Raw genomic sequence first — 20,120 nt, 5'->3', positions numbered from 1 at the left:
GAACGATGTGCTTAAGCCTTCCGGAGGGGCAGGGCAATCTGCAAGTGGCCAAGGCGTCGAAGACTGTCCGTCCGCATAGCATTACGCATTTGAAATTTGCTCTCCGCTGCAAATCCCTTAATTTTTCAGCCGCATCATTCGCACAACCGGTTTCAAGGCGGGCGAGATCCGTCCTTACCGGTCCTATGCGCCCATCAACCTGAGGCCTCGTGTCAAAGAACCAACCTGCGTTGCGGACGTTTCGGCCTCGCATCGGCGACGTGAGCGGACGCGTGGGTTTTGCCGGCGTGCTGGCGCTGTCGTTCGCGCTGCTGCCGTCGCCGCTGTTCGCTGAGGATCCGCTGCCGACCGATGCCGAGACGGCTAAGCGCGTCCTGCAGGAAAAGAAGCACGAGCTCGACGTTAACGCGGCCAAGGAGCTGACGATCCAATCGGACGTCGCGCAGCTCGATGCGGAACGCGAGCAGTTGAATGGCCGGCTTATCGATACGGCTGCTCTCATTCAGCGCAGCGAAGGCAAGATGACCGCGATCGAAGGCCGGTTGTCGGAACTCGAAGAGCAGGAGCGGATCGTTCGCGGCTCGCTGGCGCAGCGGCATGTCGAGATCGCGGCGCTGCTCAGTGCGCTTCAACGCATGGGGCGCAACCCGCCGCCGGTTCTCGTGACGCGACGCGAGGATGCGCTCAAGATGGTTCGCAGCGCCATGCTGTTGTCGTCGGCGTTTCCGGGGCTCAGAGATCAGGCGGTGGCGCTTGGGACGCAGCTCGCCGATCTGCAGCGCGTAATGGGCAACATTCGCACCGAAGGCGCGCGACTTCAGGCCGAGACGGACCGGCTCAATGAAGCTCGCACTCGGCTCGCGAGTTTGATGGAAGCCAAGAAGCTGACGTTGCAGGACCGGAAATCGCAGCTTGCGTCGGTGCGCACCGCGACCTCCGACATTTCGAAGAGTGTCACAAGCCTTTCCGATCTCATCAACAAGCTCGACACGGCCGTTTCTGAAAAGACCGGACTCGGCACGTACGATGAAGAGCTGAAAGCGCGTCAGCGGACGCAGGGCCAGCAGGTGGCGTTGGCTGCTCCGGCATCGGGACCGCAGATCATCAAGCCGCCACCAGCGGACGACGCTGCGGTCAAAACTGCCAAGGTCGCCGAGGCGACGCCGTCAGTGCAGCCTGCGCCTCCGCCTGCAACAGCAGCGAAAGCGGCAACGGCCGCCGCGGCGTCGAAGGTTGTGGCTCAAGGCACGCAGCCAGCGTCTGCCGCCACTGCCCCCAACGGCCAGAAGGTTGCGATGGTTGAGCTTGAGCCGGGGGGAGCGTCGCTCATTCCCGGTAGTCCGGGCCGCATCAAACCGGCCATCCCGTTTTCGGACGCGCGAGGCAAACTGCCGTTACCGGCCCAGGGGCGGCGGGCCCTTGGATTCGGCGAGAAAACGCAATTTGGCGGACAATCCAAGGGGATTGTCATCGAGACGCGGTATTCCGCCCAAGTTACGTCGCCATGCGATGGCTGGGTTGTCTACGCTGGCGAATTTCGCAGCTATGGGCAACTCTTGATCATTAATGCAGGCGACGGCTATCATGTTCTGCTCGCGGGCCTATCGCAGATCGATGTTCAGCCGGGACAGTTCGTACTGACCGCAGAGCCCGTCGGTACAATGAGTGGTGGTCAAAAGAATTCGTCGTCCGCGACACCAGTAAGCGGACCCGTATTATACGTTGAACTTCGTAAAGATGGACGTCCTATCGATCCCGATCCCTGGTGGGCATCAGGTCAGCAGAAGGTACAAGGCTAATGCGCAAGACAGACTATGCATTCTGGACATTCCTGCTGATGACGGGTTTGGCCGGAGCGACAACGCTCCTGAATGTCACCCAGACGTACTCGGCGACGTCATCGCAGAATTCCGAACTCTATAAGCAGCTCGATCTTTTCGGCGACGTTCTTGAGCGCGTTCGCTCCGATTACGTCGACAAGCCCGACGATACGCAGCTTATCGAATCGGCGATCAACGGCATGCTGTCGTCGCTCGATCCGCACTCGTCTTATATGAGCCCGAAGAATTTCCGGGATATGCAAGTCCAGACGCGCGGCGAGTTCGGTGGTCTCGGCATCGAAGTGACGATGGAGAACGGCGTTATCAAAGTCGTTTCGCCGATCGACGATACGCCTGCATCCAAGGCCGGCCTGATGGCCAACGACCTCATCACGCATCTCGACAACGAAGCCATCTCGGGCCTGACGCTCGAGCAGGCAGTCGAGAAGATGCGCGGTCCGGTCAATACGCCCATTACGCTGACGATCGTCCGCAAGGGCAAAGATGAGCCGTTCGACGTCAAGGTCGTGCGCGACGTGATCCGCATCAACCCGGTTAAGTCGCATGTCGAAGGCGATGTCGGCTACATCAAGATCTCGACCTTCAACGAGCAGACGCACGCCAATCTCGTGAAGGCCGTCGAGACGCTCGACAAGGAAATTGGTCCGAACATCAAGGGCTACATCATCGACCTGCGCAACAATCCGGGCGGTCTTCTCGATCAGGCGATCGCGGTGTCCGACGACTTCCTGGAGCAGGGCGCGATCGTGCTGACCAAGGGCCGCAACAACGAAGAGACGCAGCGTGCGAACGCGCGTCCCGGCGATATCAGCGACGGCAAGAAGATCGTCGTGCTGATCAACGGCGGTTCGGCTTCGGCGTCTGAAATCGTTGCTGGTGCTTTGCAGGATCACAAGCGTGCGACGGTCATCGGCACCCGCTCATTCGGCAAGGGTTCGGTGCAGACGATCATTCCGCTCGGCGCAAACGGTGCGATCCGTCTGACGACGGCGCGCTACTACACGCCGTCGAACCGGTCGATCCAGGCTAAGGGTATCGATCCGGATATCAACATTGCCGAGGCTGTGCCGGATGACCTGAAGGACAAGATCGCTGCTGAAAAGCCGCGCGGTGAAGCGAGCCTTCGCGGCCATCTGAAGAACCCGAGCAATCCGGACCAGACGAAAGACGACGATCTGGCGGAACCCTCGGGCTCGCCGTCCTACGTGAACAAGGACGCGGCGAAGGATACGCAGTTGCAGTACGCAATCTCGTTCCTCGACGGCAAGGCGAAGGGACCGGAGACGTCCAGCGCGGCGCCGTCTCCTTCGGACACGCCGGCCGCCAAGCCGTCGACCGACGCTGACGACAAGAAGGCCCCGGCCGCACCGTCGTCCGACGACGACAAGAAGGTGACGCCGAACTAAGGCCACCGTCTGAACTCAAGGCATTCAAAGGGCGCTGGAAACGGCGCCCTTTGTGTTATGGAGCGGCCGGAACAAGGGACGAGGCAATCGCACATGAGTAAGTCAGGGAAACCGCATATCAATCCCGAGGATCTGCCTTATCGGCCGTGCGTGGGGCAGATGGTCATCAACGCCGAAGGGCTGGTTTGGGTAGGCCGCCGCGCCGACATTCCGGGCGATGCGGAAGGGCGCGGGACCTGGTGGCAGATGCCGCAGGGCGGCATCGATGCTGGCGAAGAGCCCGCCAAAGCAGCGAGGCGCGAACTGTTTGAGGAAACGGCGATGGTTTCCGTCGAACAAATCGGGGAGCTATCGCGCTGGGTCACTTACGACTTGCCGCCTGAATTGATCGGCGTCGCCTGGGGCGGTCGCTATCGCGGGCAGAAGCAGATGTGGTTTGCCTATCGCTTCGTGGGAACGGACAGCGAAATCAACATCACGCCCGGCGAGGGGCTGGAACCTGAGTTCGTGGAATGGCGTTGGACTAGCGCGCATGACCTTCTCGACCTTATCGTTCCATTCAAGCGCGCGGTCTATCGCGAGGTTCTGATGGAATTCGCGCCGTTAGCGCGCCCGACGCGTGGCTAGCGTCGCCCTAACGCTGCATTTTTGCTTCAGATTCTGATTAAAAAAGCGACTTGTCCTCGCTTCCTGTTTATATGACAGTCTAATGTCATACGGCTGCTACGTTTTTCTGCAGAATCAAGATGCGCCATCAATCAACTCACAAATGCGAGGGTTGCAACCAGGAATGACAGTGTTGCCGACACCAGCCAGCTTGTCTCCGAATGCTCTGCCTTTCCGGACCGGCGTCGGCATCATGCTCATCAATCGCGACGGTCTCGTCTGGGTTGGCCGGCGGCGTCCGAAGTGGGCCGGCGACGACCAAGCGCATATCTGGCAGATGCCGCAGGGCGGCATTGAGAAGTTCGAAGCGCCGCGGATCGCCGCGTTGAGGGAGCTTCGCGAAGAAACCGGCGTGACGCATGTCGAGATGCTGGCCGAGCATCCGGAATGGCTGTCGTATGAACTGCCGCATCACCTTCTCGGCGTGGCGTTGAAGGGCCGTTATCGCGGCCAGCGGCAGAAATGGTTTGCGATGCGCTTCCTCGGTGAGGACAGCGATATCGACATCGCGGCAAAAGCGGAAACCAAAGCCGAGTTCGATATGTGGCGCTGGGCGCCGATGGAAACCCTTCCCGAACTGATCGTGCCGTTCAAACGCGGGATTTACGAGCGGGTTACGACCGACTTCGCCTATCTGGCGCATCCTGCGACTGAGCCGTCTGCGGAAGGCTAAAGTTTCGTCGGCTTATCGGTTCAGACGGTCAGGCCAGCTTGCGTCATGAGAAGGCGCATCAGGCCGGCGGCCACGCCGAGCGCCAGAACGCTCAACGCCCAAATCAGCACGAGCCAGCCGACGCGACGCGCCCAGGATGGGGGCTTCGTTTCGGCGTTGCCCGGCATCAGTGATACCCCTCTCCCGCTTTCACCTTACCACGGAACACGTGGTAGGCCCACGCGGTGTAGAAGAGAATGAACGGGATCGTGAACAACGCGCCGACGAGCGTGAAGCCTAAGCTTTGCGGCGGCGAGGCTGCGTCCCAGATCGAGATCGACGGCGGCACGATGTTCGGCCACAGGCTGATGACGAGCCCGCTGTAGCCCAGAAAAACGAGACCCAACGCGAGCAGGAACGGCATTGCGTGCGTGTCGCGTGCGATGGCCCACAGCAACGCCACTGCCGCGATGACAACGAGGATCGGCACCGGCGAGAAAAACACGATGTTGGGGAAGGAGAACCAACGCGTGGCAATCTCAGGGTGGCTCAGCGGCGTCCATAAGCTGACGATGGCGATGGTCGCGAGCAAGGCCAAGACGATCGGCTTTGCCAGTTCGCGCATGCGTTCGAGCAAAGCGCCCTCGGTCTTCAGGATCAGCCACGTCGCGCCAAGCAGCGCGTAGGCGACGATCAAGCCCAGTCCGGAAAAAATTGCGAAGGGCGTCAGCCAGTCAAAGGCACCGCCCGAATAGACGTGATTTTCGACCTGGAAGCCGTTGATGAACGAGCCAAGCACGACGCCTTGCGAGAATGTGGCCATGTACGATCCGCCGGCGAACGCCTTATCCCAGACCGGTTTGTGTGCCTCGTCGGCTTTGAAGCGGAATTCGAATGCGACGCCGCGCAGGATCAGTCCGAGCAGCATGGCGATGATCGGCAAATACATGGCAGAGAGAACGATGGAATAGGCGATCGGGAAGGCCGCAAGAAGACCGGCGCCGCCAAGCACTAGCCACGTCTCGTTGCCGTCCCAGACCGGCGCGACGGTATTCACCATCGTATCGCGGTCGTTGCGGTCTTTGACGAAGGGAAAGAGAATGCCGATCCCGAGGTCGAAGCCGTCCATGATGACGTACATCATCAAGCCGAAGCCGATGATCACGGCCCAGAGAAGCGGGAGGTCGATACCGATGTCCATGGTTCGCGTCTCCTCAAATGGCCGGATTGTCGATTTTGTCTTCGACCGCAGAGAGCGGGCGCGCAGGACGCAGGTGCGGATCTTTGTCCGCATCGGGTTGCGGTCCGCCGCTTTCGTCGGGGCCTTGATTGACGACCTTCAGCATGTAGCCGACGCCTGTGCCGAACACTGCGAAATAAACAACGACGAAAGCGCAAAGCGTGATCGATAGCGCAAGGACCGAATGGTTTGAGACGGCGTCGGCGGTCCGCAATTGCCCATAGACGACCCAGGGCTGGCGGCCGATCTCCGTCGTCAGCCAACCGGCGAGAATGGCAATCAGCCCCGCCGGACCCATCAGCAACGCGAAGCGGAGGAGGTAGTCCGACGAATAGAGCCGTTCCTTCCAGCGCAGCCACAGGCTCCAGAAGCCGAGTGCCACCATGAGCAAGCCGAGCCCGACCATGATGCGGAACGTCCAGAAGATAATCGTGGAGTTCGGACGATCTTGCGGCGGGAATTCCTTAAGGTCTGGAATGTGGCCCGTGAGACTGTGCGTCAGCACGAGCGAGCCGAGTTCGGGGATTTCAAGCGCATAGCGCGTCGTCTCGGCCTTCATGTCGGGCCAGCCGAAAAGAATGAGCGGGACGCTTTGACCCGGCTCGTTTTGCCAGTGGCCTTCGATGGCCGCGATCTTGGCGGGCTGGTATTTCAGTGTGTTCAGGCCGTGCTGATCGCCGACGAGAATCTGGATCGGCGCAAGGATCAGGATCAGCCACATCGCCATCGAGAACATGGTGCGGATCGCGGGCGATGAACGGCCCTTAAGCAGGTGCCACGCGGCGGAAGCGCCGACGAACAAGCCAACGGCAAGCTCGGATGCAACGACCATATGCGCGAGACGATAAGGGAACGACGGATTGAAAATAACTTTCAGCCAATCGACGGGAACGACGCGGCCGTCGATGACCTCGAAGCCTGCGGGCGTCTGCATCCAGCTATTGGACGCCAGAATCCAAGCGGCCGACAGCAGCGTTCCGAGCGACACCATGATCGTCGCGAAGAAGTGGAGGCCGGGACCGACCTTATTCCAGCCGAACAGCATGACACCAAGAAAGCCGGCTTCGAGGAAAAAGGCCGTCAGAACTTCGTACGTCAGAAGCGGGCCGGTGACGCCGCCTGCGAAAGCCGTGAAGCCGCTCCAGTTTGTGCCGAACTGGTAGGCCATGACGAGGCCGGAGACGACGCCCATGCCGAAGTTGATAGCGAAGACCTTCGACCAGAAATGATAGAGATCGCGGTAGGTCGCATCCTTCGTTAGCAGCCACATCCCTTCGAGGACGACGAGATACGTTCCGAGGCCAATGGTGATGGCGGGAAAGATAATGTGGAAGGAGACGGTGAACCCAAACTGGATGCGGGCGAGCTCAAACGCACTCAAAGCGGATACGGTCGTTATCATTTGCGCCTCGGCATCTCGTCGTGACACGACCCCGCATTCGACGCGATGCCGAACCGATCGCCTTGCCTATGTTGAGCCATTCGTCGCCGAATAGAAAGAACGGATGCGACGGTGACTTAATACGGGTTCTTCAGCAACGGTCTGACGGGCGCATATGTCTGGAGGACAAGCGCCATAAGCGATGACGAGCAGTCCGCTGTGGACTGTCAATTAGAAAAGCCGATGCGTGTTGCGAAGTAGACAAGACGCCCAACCGCGTATGCCGGACGCGTTTATCGTGCCAATCGGAAATCGAGGAGTGCCAATTGGCAATCCGCCTAACGGCGATTGCTCCGCATGCGGGTATTGCCGGTGACGGGATTTCCGAACCGGCCATAGCTCGCAGCGGGGTTGTTATAATTCTGCAGTCGCTGCGGATACATCGATGTCGGCGCGCCGACATTTCCGGATGTCCCGTAGCTGCTGCCATTATTGCTGCTCGATGGGGTTCGAATGATCGATTCAGTTCCACCCGTCGGCGCCGGACTGACGCTTTGCTGCGCGTGAGCCTGGACGGCGCTTCCCAGAACCAGGGCTGCCGCCAATATTCCCGTTCTCATTGTGACGCTCCTACCGTTTAGCCACGAGACCGCGTCTATCCCGCCTGAGACATAGCCCGCCTGAGACATAGCCTGCCTGAGACATAGGGTGCCGGGGGCCGGCTGCAAGCAGCCGTCCGGCCGACACGGGTGCGTTGGGCCTTCTTGGATACAACCCTTAGCGGACCAAAAAGATCGTCCAGGTCGCTATTGCAACCAGAATAGCGCACAGGACCGTCAGCATGACGGGTGAGTTGGCTGGAGGCCGGCCGCGGTTGTCGGAAGGATCGGGAGTTGCCATTGGGCGGATCAAATTCGAAATAGATTTAAGGCGAGAATGAAAGAAACTTTAGCCGATTTTTCAGCGATACGATTGCAGAACCTTATTCGCTGGTTCACGAACGGTAAATTGCGCAAAATCAAAGAGTACATGATCGTTCGTCATCCAAAATAACGTATGAAAGTGACCGATCCGTTGGGGAATTTGGGTGAAAAGTTGGGGTAACACGTTTATTTTTGGCGCAGGGCGAAAGGGGCCGCAAAAGGCCAAGGAGCATAAGATGCAGCGTTATCGCAAACTTCGCCGCGGTTGCCTGCTGCTGACGGTCGGCGCATCGGCAATCCCGGCAATCCCGGCGATCGGGGGCCTCGCGTTTGCCGATTCCGTTCCGGAAAGCATTCGCATTCAGGAAAAGGCCGAGAAGGCCTATGAGTCCGCCCCCGTCGTTCCGATCGAACGGGGCAATGCGCACCACCGCGATTTGAAGGATGGCGGCGAAGGCGGCGATGGTGGCGCGGGCGGATATGAGGCGCTTCCTCCGCCAGAACCGCAGGCTCCTAAGCACAACAATACGAACAAGTAGACGCGGGACGCCGGGCCTCCAATTCACGGCTGCTGATGCAACATCGGCGCGGCGCGGTGTGCCCAATGCATAAAATCCCGGCCATCTGGGGAACCCTGGTTTAACGGCGCGAGAGCTATGCTCAAATCCGAAATTTTCGGAGGGGTCATGTCATTCGCAGATGCTTATAGCAAGCGCCGTCGCATCCTGATCGAGATCACACCCTCGTTAGGGGCTCGCTTGCGTCTGTGGATTCACAAGCTGCGGCATCCGCGCCATCGCTGGTTCGCGGGACGCGGCACTGGCGCGACCAAGCCCGCATCTGGTTCGCAGTCTTGAGCGTTCAATCCTGACGGCCTCTCGGGGGCAGGGATGCGCCCGACCGGCATCCGCTCCCCTCTAAAACACACGTTATTGCATCCTCAGGCGCCCGAAGTGGCTTGGCAAAACCCCGAGGATCAAGGCAAAAGCTTTGAAAAGCCGTTTTCTGCGTCATTGGCACATTGGACAATTTGCCTAATGCCCTCGCGCGGGAACCCGGGACAGAAGCTACGTTGAGTGGCTCGCGAATATTTTTGCGCGCAGAGCCAGAGCATGGTTCAAGGAGCATGAGCGGCCGATGAGTGGAGCCACAGCCACGTTCGAGCGGAACACAGCATCTGCGGATGGTGGGCACGGCGATGTCAGCCCGGGCGAAATCGCCATTGGCGTCATCATTGGCCGAACTTCGGAATTTTTCGACTTTTTCGTTTATGCCATCGCATCGGTCATCGTTTTTCCGAAGCTTATCTTTCCGCATCTCGATGCCCTGACCGGAACGCTCTATTCGTTCGCGATCTTCGCGCTGGCGTTCATTGCCCGTCCGGTCGGTACGGTCATGTTCATGGCTCTCGACCGCAACTACGGGCGCGCGGTGAAGCTGACGATCACGCTGTTCCTGCTCGGAACCTGTACGGTCGCGATTGCCTTTTTGCCAGGTTACGAACAGATCGGTCTGGCGTCTGCCGTTCTGCTGGCGATCTTCCGCATCGGCCAGGGCTTGGCGCTCGGCGGCGAATGGGATGGTCTGCCATCGCTGCTGGCGATGAACGCGCCGGAGAATCGTCGCGGCTGGTACGCCATGATCCCGCAGCTTGGCGCGCCGCTCGGCCTGATGGTCGCGGCCGCGCTGTTCGCTTACTTCGCAGCCAACCTGTCGAGTGAAGATTTCCTGGATTGGGGCTGGCGCTACCCGTTCTTCGTTGCCTTCGCGATCAACGTCGTGGCGCTGTTTGCGCGTCTGCGCATGGTCGATACACCGGAATACATCGAGCACTTCGAGCAGCAGGAGCTTGAGCCGATGCCGATCGGCGAGACGCTGCAGAAGGAAGGCCGCCATGTTATCATCGGCGCCTTTGCGCCGCTGGCGAGCTTCGCGCTGTTTCACATGGTGACGGTGTTCCCGCTGTCGTGGGTATTCCTCTTTACGACCCAGAGCCCGTCGCGCTTCCTCATCATCGAGATCATCGGCGCCATCGTCGGTCTGTTCGCGATCGTGGCGTCAGGGTTCGTTGCGGACCGGGTCGGCCGTCGCAACCTGCTCTCGGCCACGGCGGCGGTAATCGCGGTGTTCAGCGGTTTCGCTCCGCAGCTCCTCAACGGCGGTGACGTCGGCGAGATCGTGTTCATGGTGCTGGGCTTCACGCTGCTCGGTCTGTCGTTCGGACAGGCGTCGGGCGCCGTCGCCTCGAACTTCGCCAAGATCTACCGCTATACCGGCTCGGCGTTGACGACCGACTTGGCGTGGCTGGTCGGCGCTGGGTTCGCGCCGTTCGTTGCGCTTTGGCTGTCGAGCCACTTCGGCCTGATGGCGGCGGGCGGCTATCTGCTCTCCGGTGCGGTCTGCACGCTGATGGCGCTCGCGATGAGCCGCCAGCTCGAGTCGGGCGATCGCTAAGCGCCTGCCGCTTCAGCTTCGGACAATAAAAAACGCCCGGTGATGCCGGGCGTTTTTCTTTATCTTCATCGGCCTAGCGCGGCGTCAGGCGAGGCCAAGCTTCTGGGCCAGGCCGATACGCTGCAGCTTGCCTGTCGCCCCCTTCGGGATCTCCGGCAGCAGCAGGATCTTGCGTGGCACCTTGTAGTGGGCGAGGTGCTCGTTCGCGAAGTCGCGAAGCTCGCGCTCGGTCGCTTCCTGGCCTTCGCGCAGCACGACGGCGGCGGCGACATCTTCGCCGAGCTTGTCGTGCGGGACGGCAAACGTCACGACCTGCAAAACGGCGGGATGATCCATCAGGACTTCATCGACTTCGCGCGGGGAGACCTTCTCGCCGCCGCGATTGATGATCTCCTTCAGACGGCCGGTGATCGTGATGTAGCCGTCGGCGTCGATGGTGCCCTGGTCGCCGGTGCGGAACCAGCCGTTGGTGAAGGCTTCGCCGTTGGCCTTGGCGTTGTTTTCGTAACCGCTCGTGACGTTGTCGCCGCGAATGACGATTTCGCCGACTTCGCCGGGCTCCAAGAGATTGCCTTCGGTATCCATGATGGCGACCTCGGGTCCGGCGGCCAGGCCGACCGTGCCGGGCTTGCGGGCGGTGCCGATGGGGTTCGACGCCATCTGATGCGAGGCTTCCGTCATGCCGTAGGCTTCGACGACGGGTGCACCGAAGGTCGCTTCGAGTTCGCTCAGGACCTGCGGCGGGAGCGACGATGACGAGGAGCGGATGAAGCGCAGCTTGTGACGCGCGATCGTCTCGGCGTTGTGGCTGGCGCGCGAAAGGATTGCCTGATGCATGGTCGGGACGCCGGTATACCAGGTCGGCGCCGCCTCTTCCATGGCGTGGAAGAACTTCAGCGCATTGAAGCCCGGCGTGCAGAAGATCGAGCCACCGCGCGACAGCGGGGCCAGCACGCCCGCAATCAGACCGTGGATGTGAAACAGCGGCATGATGTTCAAGGCGCGGTCACCGGCCGAAAGCTGCAATGCGGTGGCGATATTGCCAGCGGAGGCCGCAACGTTCTTATGGCTGAGAGGCACGATCTTCGGACGCGACGTCGTGCCCGACGTATGCAAGATCAATGCGGTGTCGTCGCTCTGCGCCGGGCCACTTTGAGCTGGTTTCTCGGCAGGCGTTTCAGCCGACAGCGTGAATGCGCCGGCGCCGCTCGCAGGATCGGGCTTCAGCGTGATGAGCATGATGCCGCGCTCTTTCGCAACGGCGACTGCGGGTGAAGTGCTGCCTTCCTCGACGATGAGCGCCTTGGTGTTGATGTCCGACATGTAGAAGTCGAACTCGTCGTGACGGTAGGAGGGATTGAGCGGCGCGGCCGTCGCGGCCGATGCCGTTGCAACGAAGGATGTCGCCATCTCGGGGCCGTTCGGCAGCACGATCGCAACGCGGTCGCCGCGGCCGATGCCAAGTGCATTCAGGCTGTCGATGGTTCGCGTCACAAGGTCGCGAAAGCCGGCGTAGGTCAGCGCTTCGATGCCGGACGCCCGGATGGCCGGCGCTCGGCCGTCTCCGGCATTCAGAAGCTCATGCAGTGTCGTGGGTATTGCCATCGTCGTTCTCATATCTCCGGTGCCTGTGCCGTCGGCGGCGTTGTCAGGCCTTTTCAACTCTCAATCGTCCGCCTTCGCGCGATAAGGTCGCGGAAAGCAATTTCACGCAGGCATAGATCGTTTCGATCTGTGGCGTCGGAACGTTTGCGACCTGACCGAGCTCGATCACCGAGCCGATCAGTGCGTCGGCTTCGATGCCGCGACCGGCTTCGATGTCCTGCAGCATCGACGTCTTGTGTGGCCCGACGGCTTCGGCGCCTGCAATGCGCTTTTCGAGCGGGATGCGGAAACGAATGCCGAGTGCTTCGCCGACGGCTTGGGCTTCCCTCATCATGCGGGCAGCGGCATCGCGGGTCGGCTGATATTTGCAGATATCTTCCAGCGTCGCATGCGTCAGTGCGCTGATTGGATTGAAGCTCAGGTTGCCCCAGAGTTTCGTCCAGATCTCGGCGCGGATGTCGGAGATGACCGGGGCTTTGAAACCGGCTTTCTGCAACGCCTCCGAAACGCGCGTGACGCGCTCGGTTTTCGAATTGTCGATTTCGGCAATCGAGAACCGGTTGCCTTCGATATGCTTAATTACCCCCGGCTCGGCGATTTCGGCTGCGGGATATACCACACTGCCAAGAACACGATCAGCAGGCAGATTATCTGCGACCACGCCGCCGGGATCGACGCTTTCCAAGCGATGGTTTTCGTGCGGCCCGCTGACGCGCATGAAGTACCACCACGGAATGCCGTTCTGGGCAGTGAGCACGGCCGTGTCGCGACCATACATCGCGGGAAGATCGCGCACGACGGCTGCGACCTGATGTGCCTTCATCCCGAGGATAACAAGATCCTGTTCGGAAACGTCCGCGATCTTATCGGTCGCAGCAACGCGAGAAACGCTCTCGCTACCGTCCTCTTCGATCAGTCTGAGGCCATTGGAGCGGATCGCCGCAAGGTGCGGGCCGCGGGCGATCACGGTTACGTCTTCGCCCGATTGCGCAAGCCGCGCGGCAAGCAGGCCACCGATTCCGCCTGCGCCGACGACGCAAATTTTCATCGAACTTCGTCCCTCGATTTCTGTGTGGCGGTGCAGCAAAAAACTTTGTTGGCGCTTAGCTTTAATGCTGCACTTGTCGAACGTGATTTTTCACGTTTTATGTTTGGGCGCTTTTAGTGCGAAATGAAAAAGAATTACAAGCCCGAGGGGACTGCCAAGGATGACTATTCAAACGGAGTCGCGCGCTCCGGCTTCTGGCATTGCGACGCCGGCCACCGGACGGTGGGTGCAGCTCGCGCTGGGGGTGCTGTGCATGACGATGATCGCCAACCTGCAATATGGTTGGACGCTCTTCGTCAATCCGCTTCACGCCAAGTTCGGTTGGGAGATGGCGGCGATCCAGTGGGCGTTCACCATTTTCATTCTCACCGAGACGTGGCTCATTCCCTTCGAAGGCTATCTTGAAGATCGTCTCGGGCCGCGACCGCTCGTCCTGGTCGGCGGCATCATGATCGGCCTATCGTGGCTTTTGAACTCGCAGGCGGACTCACTGGCGATGCTCTATGTCGCGCAGGCCATCGGGGGTATCGGCGCAGGCTGTGTTTACGGCACGTGCGTCGGCAATGCGCTCAAGTGGTTTCCGGATCGTCGCGGCTTGGCGGCGGGTGTGACGGCCGCCGGCTTCGGCATGGGCTCGGCGCTGACGATTATTCCAATCTCGATCGTGATCGCCTCACAGGGATACGAAGCGGCGTTTCTTTATTTCGGGCTGCTGCAGGGCATCGTCATCATTCTCGTGTCGTTCCTATTGCGGTCGCCGTCAAAAGACCAGTTCGGTGCGCGCGTCGAACTGCTTTCGGCCAAGCGGTCGTTCGCGCCGACTGAGATGCTGAAGACGCCGGTCTTCTGGATCATGTATTTGATGTTCGTGATGATGGCGGCGGGCGGCCTGATGGCGACGGCGCAGCTCGCGCCTATCGCGAAGGACTTCAAGGTTGCAGATGTTCCGGTGTCCCTCGTCGGCATTACGCTTCCGGCGCTCACGTTCGCGCTGTCGCTCGACCGCGTTCTCAACGGCGTCACGCGTCCGTTCTTCGGCTGGGTGTCGGACAAGATCGGCCGCGAAACGACAATGTTCATCGCGTTCGGCATTGAGGGCGTCGGCCTGCTTGCGCTGGCGCGCATGGGACACGATCCGATCCTGTTCGTGGTGCTGACAGGGCTGGTGTTCTTTGCGTGGGGTGAGATCTACAGCCTTTTCCCGGCAACGTGTGGCGATACCTTCGGCTCGAAGTTCGCAACGACGAATGCGGGCCTGCTCTACACTGCGAAGGGCACCGCGTCGCTGCTCGTGCCGTTTTCCAGTCTGCTGACGCAGGCGACGGGCAATTGGCATGCCGTGTTCTATACGGCGGCTGGCATGAACATTCTCGCGGCAATTCTCGCGCTCGCCGTTCTACGCCCGATGCGTCAGCGGATGGCGCGGAGCATCTAACAGCTCGCTTTTGGGTACAGTTTTTAGGAGGGTCGGAACTCTGTTCCGGCCCTTTTTTGCTTTTTTAGGGGTGGTGCTCAGGCGGTTCTCGGCGGGCCGCCGCGGCCCCTGAAGAGCAGCGCAATCGCGAGACCGGCAACGAAGCCGCCGACATGCGCCATGTAAGCGACGCCGCCGGCGTCGGCAGTTTCATCGGTATGGGCAATGGAGCCGACGCCGCTGAAGAGCTGAAGCACGAACCAGAAGCCGATCACGATCAGCGCCGGCATCGACATGACGGCCCGCGCGACAAGCACATCGACGCGAGCCTGCGGGAACAGAAGCAGGTAAGCGCCAAGCACGCCGGCTATTGCGCCTGAAGCGCCGACGTTGGGAACGTTCGAGTGCGGATTGAAATAGAACTGAGCGAATGTCGCTGCGATACCGGCGATCAGGTAGAACGCCAGATACTTCACATGTCCGAAATTTTCTTCGACGTTGTCGCCGAAGATGTAGAGATAGAGCATGTTGCCGAACAGGTGCATCCAGCCGCCGTGCATGAACATGGCGGTGAAGATGGTCGGCCAGTTGGACGCTGGATCTTCGGCGAAGCGGCTCGGGATGAACGACCAGCGCTGAATGAACTCGTTGCCGCCGTTCAGCTCGATCAGGAAGAAAAGCACGTTGACGACGATAAGCGCCGTCGTAACGATGGGCGAAATGCGGACCTGCGAGTCATCGTCCCCGATTGGAAACATCGCACCTTCCCCCTCTCAATGCGCCGCCGAGCGGGCGAACGCCGTCACGATGGTTTCGGTTTCCGTGCCGACATCAGATAGTTCACGTCCGTGTCCGGATTGCGCGACCAAGAATCCTGCAGAGGATTATAGGTGATGCCTTCGAACCGGACGTCGTCGAGCCCCGCGGCTTTGACGTAACCAGCCAGCTCATCCGGGGTGATAAAGCGGTCCCACTGGTGGGTTCCGCGCGGTAGCCAGCCGAGCACATACTCGGCGCCGACGATGGCGAGCGCCCAGGCCTTGAACGTGCGGTTCAGCGTCGAGAACACGCCGAGGCCGCCGGGTGCGACGAGGCTCACGCATTCGCCGATGAATTTCGCCGGGTCTGGCACGTGCTCTACAACTTCGAGGCAGGCGACGATGTCGAACGTGCGGCCTTCGGCGACGAGGTCTTCGACGCGCACGGCACGATAGTCGATGGCGATGCCCTGACCTTCGGCGTGCGATTTCGCGATGGCGATGTTCTTTTCCGATGGGTCGATGGCAGTGACGGTTGCGCCCATGCGTGCCAAAGGTTCCGCGACGAGGCCACCGCCGCAGCCGATATCGACTGCCGTCAAGCCGGTGAGGGGCCGGAGCGCCTTGGGATCGCGGCCGAAGCGTTCGACGGCGCTATCGCGGATGAACGACAGCCGCGGCGGCCCGATTTGGTGTAAGGGGCGAAATTTGCCACGTGGGTCCCACCATTCGGTGGCCATGCGGGAAAAGCGCTCGACCTCTTCCGTATCGAGGGTGCGTTTACCGGCGTCGGATTGCTGCGTTGCGGTCATTGTCGTCTCCGTCTTCCGCCATACACGTCAACCCGGCGGTCATCTTGTCAAGCTATTGTCCCGGATGGGTCAATTTTCGGTTGTTGCCGGGGGGCTCGCGAGCCGCTAATAAGCGCCGGACTCAATCCAAATCTTAATGCTCGTCAGACCCATGCCAGGGGCCGTGCGGGCATGCACAGGCCAAGGGAAGCGCTTCGAGAATGGCGACCGTAGTCATGAAATTTGGCGGCACGTCGGTCGCCAACATCGAGCGCATCCAGAACGTCGCACGTCACGTGAAGCGCGAGGTCGACGCCGGCAACAAGGTCGCAGTCGTCGTCTCAGCCATGGCTGGGGTGACGAACCAGCTCGTTGCCTGGGTCAAGGAAGCCTCTCCGCTTTATGATGCGCGGGAATACGATGCCGTCGTCGCCACCGGCGAGCAGGTGACGGCGGGGCTTCTCGCCATCACGTTGCAGGCGATGGGCCTGCGCGCGCGGTCGTGGACCGGCTGGCAGGTTCCGGTGAAGACCGATACGGCGCATGGTGCGGCGCGAATTCTCGACATCCCAGGCGCCGAGATCAAATCGCGGATCGAAGGCGGCGAAATTGCCGTCGTCACCGGCTTTCAGGGCATTGAGCCCACCGAGAACAGGATCGCAACGCTCGGTCGGGGCGGTTCTGACACGAGCGCGGTTGCGATCGCCGTCGCGCTCGAAGCCGACGTTTGCGATATCTACACCGACGTTGACGGCGTTTACACAACGGACCCGCGCATCGTTTCCAAAGCGAAACGGCTTGCGAAAATTTCCTACGAAGAGATGCTCGAAATGGCGTCCCTCGGCTCGAAGGTCCTGCAGACGCGGTCTGTCGAGCTGGCAATGGTCTACAAGGTCAAGACTCGGGTACTGTCGAGCTTCGTAGCGCCGGACGCCATGCAACCCTTCAGAGCCGATAATATCGAGAATATCGGCACCATCGTATGCGACGAGGATGAGATCGTGGAACAGCAGGTCGTAAGCGGCATCGCCTATGCGAAAGACGAAGCGAAAGTTACGCTTCTGAATGTCGACGACAAACCGGGCATCGCCGCGCGCATCTTTGGGCCGCTCGCAGATGCGAATATCAACGTCGATATGATCGTGCAGAACATCACGCCGGACGGCAAGCATACGGATATGACGTTTACCGTGCAGGCGGCCGAGCTGCCGCGCACGCTTGAAGTCTTGAAACAGGCGAAGACCGACATCGGCCACGTCGACGTCAAAAGCTCGGCAGACGTCGTGAAGATTTCGGTCATCGGCGTCGGCATGCGCAGCCACGCGGGTGTTGCAGCGCAGATGTTCAAGACACTCTCGGAAAAGGGCATCAACATTCACGCGATCTCGACGTCCGAGATCAAGGTCAGCGTTCTGATCGATGCAGCCTACGCCGAACTCGCGGTTCGTGCGTTGCACTCGGCCTACGGGCTCGACAACGACTAGAGGCCGGGCGCTCTTACCAGCCCCGTCTCTTTGTGACTAAGGTGCATTTGCCGGAGAGTTTTGCCGGCGAGACGAATGGGCAAGGCAAGATGGTGCGGCGCGACGATCCGAGACCTTTACCAAGCGAGACCTCGCTTCGGGTCATCATGCGCCATCTGCGCGAGATCATGGCCGATGGCGGCGAGGGCCAGGAAAAGCTCGATCGTATCGTGCGGCAGATTTCCGGCGTCATGGTTGCCGAGGTTTGCTCGATCTATCTGAAGCGGCAAGATGGTTCACTCGAGCTTTTCGCGACCGAAGGCCTCAATCCGAGTGCGGTGCATACGACGCGATTGAAGCGCGGCGAGGGTCTCGTGGGACGCGCGGCCGAGCTTGGCGTGACCGTCAACGAACCGGAAGCGTCGAGCCATCCGGCGTTCTCTTACCGGCCAGAAACCGGCGAAGAGATCTACCATTCCCTGCTCGCCGTGCCGATCGCGCGGTCGGGGCAGGTGCTTGGCGTGCTCGTCATCCAGAACCGGACGCCGCGTGAATATTCCGACGAAGATGTTGAGGTGATGCAGGCGACCGCGATGGTGATCGCGGAAAATCTCGTCTCGGGCGCCGTGGCGGGGACGGTCGCAGCCATCGAAGCCTCGCGCTCGCAATCGCTCGTCATCGAAGGCGAACCCATCTCGGACGGTATCGCGCTCGGTCATGTGGTGCTGCACGAGCCCCGCATCGTCGTGACGCAGTTGATGGCGGAGAATCCGGCGCTCGAATTGGAGCGGCTGTCGCTCGCACTCGAGAAGCTGCAGTTGAACATCGACGAGATGTTTGATCACGAGCATTTGTCGAACATCGGCGAGCATCGCGATGTGCTCGAAGCCTATCGCATGTTCGCGCATGACAAGGGCTGGCACCGGCGACTGCGCGAAGCCGTCGAAGGCGGGCTGACGGCTGAGGCGGCCGTCGAACGCGTTCAGAATGCGATGCGCACGCGCATGCTGCGCCAGCACGATACCTATTGGCGGGAACGACAGCGCGATCTCGACGATCTTTCCGACCGGCTGCTGCGCGTGCTCGCGGGGCGGCTCAAGAGTTCGGAAGATGACGGCGGCCTGCCGCCCGATACGATCCTTGTTGCGCGAACTATGGGACCGGCAGAATTGCTCGATTATGACCGCAGCAGGCTCAGAGGGCTCGTCGTCGAAGACGGGTCGAGCCAAAGCCATGTGGCGGTTGTTGCGAAGGCGCTCGGCATTGCCGCAATCGGGCAGGCGGCGGGAATCGTCGATCGCGTGTCGGCGGGCGATGCGGCGATCGTCGATGCAGTGGCGGGTGAAGTGCATCTGCGGCCGACGGCCGAAGTGATCTCGGCCTATTCCGACAAAGTTCGGTTTCGGGCGCGCCGGCAGAAGCGCTATCAGTCGCTGCGCGATCGCCCCGCGATTACCAAAGACGGCGTGCCGATTGCGCTGATGATGAATGCGGGTCTGCTCGTCGACCTGCCGCATCTGGACGAAGCCGGTGCGGACGGCATCGGGCTCTATCGCACCGAATTGCAGTTCATGCTGTCGGAGTCGTTTCCGCGCCTCGACCGGCAGACGCAGCTCTACAAGTCGGTGATGGACGAAGCCCGCGGCAAGCCCGTGGTCTTTCGCACGCTCGATATCGGCGGGGACAAGGTGCTTCCCTACCTTCGTCAGCCGAAGGAAGAAAACCCGTCGATGGGATGGCGGGCGATCCGCATGGCGCTCGACCGGCCGGAATTGTTCCGGCTGCAGGTCCGGGCCTTGCTCAAGGCTGCGGCGGGACGTGAGCTGCGGGTGATGATCCCGATGGTTTCGGCGACGTATGAGCTGGGGGCTATCCGTGCGCTGATCGAGCGTGAGAAAGCATTTCTGACGGAGCACGGCCATCCCCTGCCGCAGATCATTCTCGTCGGGGCGATGTTCGAAGTGCCTGCACTTCTGTTCGAACTCGATGCGTTTCTGTCGCGGGTCGATTTCGTGTCGGTCGGCTCGAACGATCTGATGCAGTTCCTGTTTGCCGCAGACCGCACCAATGCGCGGGTGGCGAGTCGCTTCGATGTGCTGGCGCCAGCACCGCTCCGCGCGCTGAAGTCGCTCATGACGGCTGCCAGCACACACAACGTGCCGGTGACGCTATGCGGCGAGATGGCAGGAAGCCCGCTCGAAGCCCTGACGCTGATCGGTCTCGGTTTCCGGTCGCTGTCGATGGCGCCGGCCTCCATCGGCCCGATCAAGTCGATGATACTGTCGCTCGACGCAGCGAAGGTGACCGCTTTCCTCGACGATCTTTTGAAAGAGGGTGCGAAGGACGTGCGCATGTCCTTGCAGCAGTTCGCAGAAACGGAGCACGTCGCGCTCGACGGTTAACAGCACCTCCCCAACGACGCACGGAGGCTTTGACAAATAAGGATTTTTAGCCGACAATATCCTTAACATCGGGGAC

Annotated in this window: 18 protein-coding genes; 10 read left to right on the top strand and 8 right to left on the bottom strand. The window is 60.8% G+C overall.

Going from position 1 to position 20,120, the window contains the following annotated elements:
* Positions 1 to 209: 209 nt before the first annotated feature.
* The 4 genes from RLW55_RS03985 (at position 210) to RLW55_RS03970 (ending at position 4,586) form a co-directional block, all read left to right on the top strand.
* On the top strand, positions 210 to 1,799 hold the full coding sequence (locus RLW55_RS03985) for a murein hydrolase activator EnvC family protein (protein ID WP_423415649.1): 1,590 nt from the start codon (positions 210 to 212) through the stop codon (positions 1,797 to 1,799).
* Positions 1,799 to 3,247 (top strand): S41 family peptidase, encoded by a 1,449-nt coding sequence (locus RLW55_RS03980; protein ID WP_423415648.1) that lies wholly within the window; start codon positions 1,799 to 1,801, stop codon positions 3,245 to 3,247. The genes RLW55_RS03985 and RLW55_RS03980 overlap by 1 nt, the downstream gene beginning before the upstream one ends.
* A gap of 93 nt (positions 3,248 to 3,340) precedes the next feature.
* On the top strand, positions 3,341 to 3,874 hold the full coding sequence (locus tag RLW55_RS03975) for an RNA pyrophosphohydrolase (protein ID WP_423415647.1): 534 nt from the start codon (positions 3,341 to 3,343) through the stop codon (positions 3,872 to 3,874).
* 163 nt (positions 3,875 to 4,037) lie between these two features.
* Complete coding sequence (locus RLW55_RS03970; protein WP_423415646.1) at positions 4,038 to 4,586, top strand: RNA pyrophosphohydrolase; 549 nt, start codon at positions 4,038 to 4,040, stop codon at positions 4,584 to 4,586.
* A gap of 20 nt (positions 4,587 to 4,606) precedes the next feature.
* Here the strand turns inward: RLW55_RS03970 and RLW55_RS03965 are convergent, their stop codons facing one another.
* The 4 genes from RLW55_RS03965 to RLW55_RS03950 all read right to left on the bottom strand — a co-directional run bounded on the left by RLW55_RS03965 (position 4,607) and on the right by RLW55_RS03950 (position 7,806).
* Positions 4,607 to 4,753, bottom strand: a complete 147-nt coding sequence (locus RLW55_RS03965; RefSeq protein WP_423415645.1) for a DUF2474 domain-containing protein — start codon at positions 4,751 to 4,753, stop codon at positions 4,607 to 4,609.
* Entirely contained in the window at positions 4,753 to 5,760 is a 1,008-nt protein-coding gene (gene cydB / locus RLW55_RS03960; protein ID WP_423416375.1) for a cytochrome d ubiquinol oxidase subunit II, read from the bottom strand. Before cydB ends, RLW55_RS03965 begins: the two co-directional genes overlap by 1 nt.
* Before the next feature lie 19 nt (positions 5,761 to 5,779).
* Entirely contained in the window at positions 5,780 to 7,207 is a 1,428-nt protein-coding gene (locus RLW55_RS03955) for a cytochrome ubiquinol oxidase subunit I (RefSeq protein WP_423415644.1), read from the bottom strand.
* A 317-nt stretch (positions 7,208 to 7,524) separates the two neighbouring features.
* Positions 7,525 to 7,806: a hypothetical protein gene (locus tag RLW55_RS03950; protein ID WP_409561776.1), complete on the bottom strand. Its 282-nt coding sequence runs from the start codon at positions 7,804 to 7,806 to the stop codon at positions 7,525 to 7,527.
* Positions 7,807 to 8,345: 539 nt separating this feature from the next.
* Between RLW55_RS03950 and RLW55_RS03945 the strand changes: the two genes are divergently transcribed.
* The 3 genes from RLW55_RS03945 to RLW55_RS03935 all read left to right on the top strand — a co-directional run bounded on the left by RLW55_RS03945 (position 8,346) and on the right by RLW55_RS03935 (position 10,563).
* Positions 8,346 to 8,648: a hypothetical protein gene (locus tag RLW55_RS03945; RefSeq protein ID WP_423415643.1), complete on the top strand. Its 303-nt coding sequence runs from the start codon at positions 8,346 to 8,348 to the stop codon at positions 8,646 to 8,648.
* Between the two features lie 147 nt (positions 8,649 to 8,795).
* The gene (locus RLW55_RS03940; protein ID WP_423415642.1) at positions 8,796 to 8,966 is read left to right on the top strand and encodes a hypothetical protein; all 171 of its coding nucleotides are present in this window, start codon (positions 8,796 to 8,798) and stop codon (positions 8,964 to 8,966) included.
* A gap of 280 nt (positions 8,967 to 9,246) precedes the next feature.
* Positions 9,247 to 10,563 (top strand): MFS transporter, encoded by a 1,317-nt coding sequence (locus RLW55_RS03935; protein ID WP_409561779.1) that lies wholly within the window; start codon positions 9,247 to 9,249, stop codon positions 10,561 to 10,563.
* Between the two features lie 84 nt (positions 10,564 to 10,647).
* Here the strand turns inward: RLW55_RS03935 and RLW55_RS03930 are convergent, their stop codons facing one another.
* Together RLW55_RS03930 and RLW55_RS03925 are read right to left on the bottom strand one after the other, a co-directional pair.
* Positions 10,648 to 12,168, bottom strand: coding sequence for an acyl--CoA ligase (locus tag RLW55_RS03930; RefSeq protein ID WP_423415641.1), 1,521 nt, complete (start codon positions 12,166 to 12,168; stop codon positions 10,648 to 10,650).
* 43 nt (positions 12,169 to 12,211) lie between these two features.
* Complete coding sequence (locus tag RLW55_RS03925; protein WP_423415640.1) at positions 12,212 to 13,216, bottom strand: 2-dehydropantoate 2-reductase; 1,005 nt, start codon at positions 13,214 to 13,216, stop codon at positions 12,212 to 12,214.
* Positions 13,217 to 13,376: 160 nt separating this feature from the next.
* Between RLW55_RS03925 and oxlT the strand changes: the two genes are divergently transcribed.
* Positions 13,377 to 14,651, top strand: a complete 1,275-nt coding sequence (gene oxlT / locus RLW55_RS03920) for an oxalate/formate MFS antiporter (RefSeq protein WP_423415639.1) — start codon at positions 13,377 to 13,379, stop codon at positions 14,649 to 14,651.
* Between the two features lie 77 nt (positions 14,652 to 14,728).
* On the opposite strand, the gene RLW55_RS03915 is transcribed toward oxlT, so the two are convergent.
* On the bottom strand, positions 14,729 to 15,388 hold the full coding sequence (locus RLW55_RS03915) for a rhomboid family intramembrane serine protease (protein ID WP_423415638.1): 660 nt from the start codon (positions 15,386 to 15,388) through the stop codon (positions 14,729 to 14,731).
* 44 nt (positions 15,389 to 15,432) lie between these two features.
* Positions 15,433 to 16,200: a bifunctional 2-polyprenyl-6-hydroxyphenol methylase/3-demethylubiquinol 3-O-methyltransferase UbiG gene (ubiG, locus tag RLW55_RS03910; protein WP_409561784.1), complete on the bottom strand. Its 768-nt coding sequence runs from the start codon at positions 16,198 to 16,200 to the stop codon at positions 15,433 to 15,435.
* Between the two features lie 200 nt (positions 16,201 to 16,400).
* Here ubiG and RLW55_RS03905 point away from each other — a divergent pair, with 200 nt between their 5' ends.
* Complete coding sequence (locus tag RLW55_RS03905) at positions 16,401 to 17,663, top strand: aspartate kinase (RefSeq protein ID WP_414464540.1); 1,263 nt, start codon at positions 16,401 to 16,403, stop codon at positions 17,661 to 17,663.
* A gap of 89 nt (positions 17,664 to 17,752) precedes the next feature.
* A complete protein-coding gene (gene ptsP, locus RLW55_RS03900; protein WP_409563326.1) occupies positions 17,753 to 20,044 on the top strand; it encodes a phosphoenolpyruvate--protein phosphotransferase in 2,292 nt (763 codons plus the stop codon).
* The last annotated feature ends 76 nt before the right edge of the window (positions 20,045 to 20,120 follow it).

It is taken from the genome of Hyphomicrobium sp. B1 (genome assembly GCF_049532635.1).
Lineage (GTDB): Bacteria > Pseudomonadota > Alphaproteobacteria > Rhizobiales > Hyphomicrobiaceae > Hyphomicrobium_B.
Note: the sequence above shows the minus strand (reverse complement) of the source record. Positions and strands in the feature narration are given on the sequence as shown.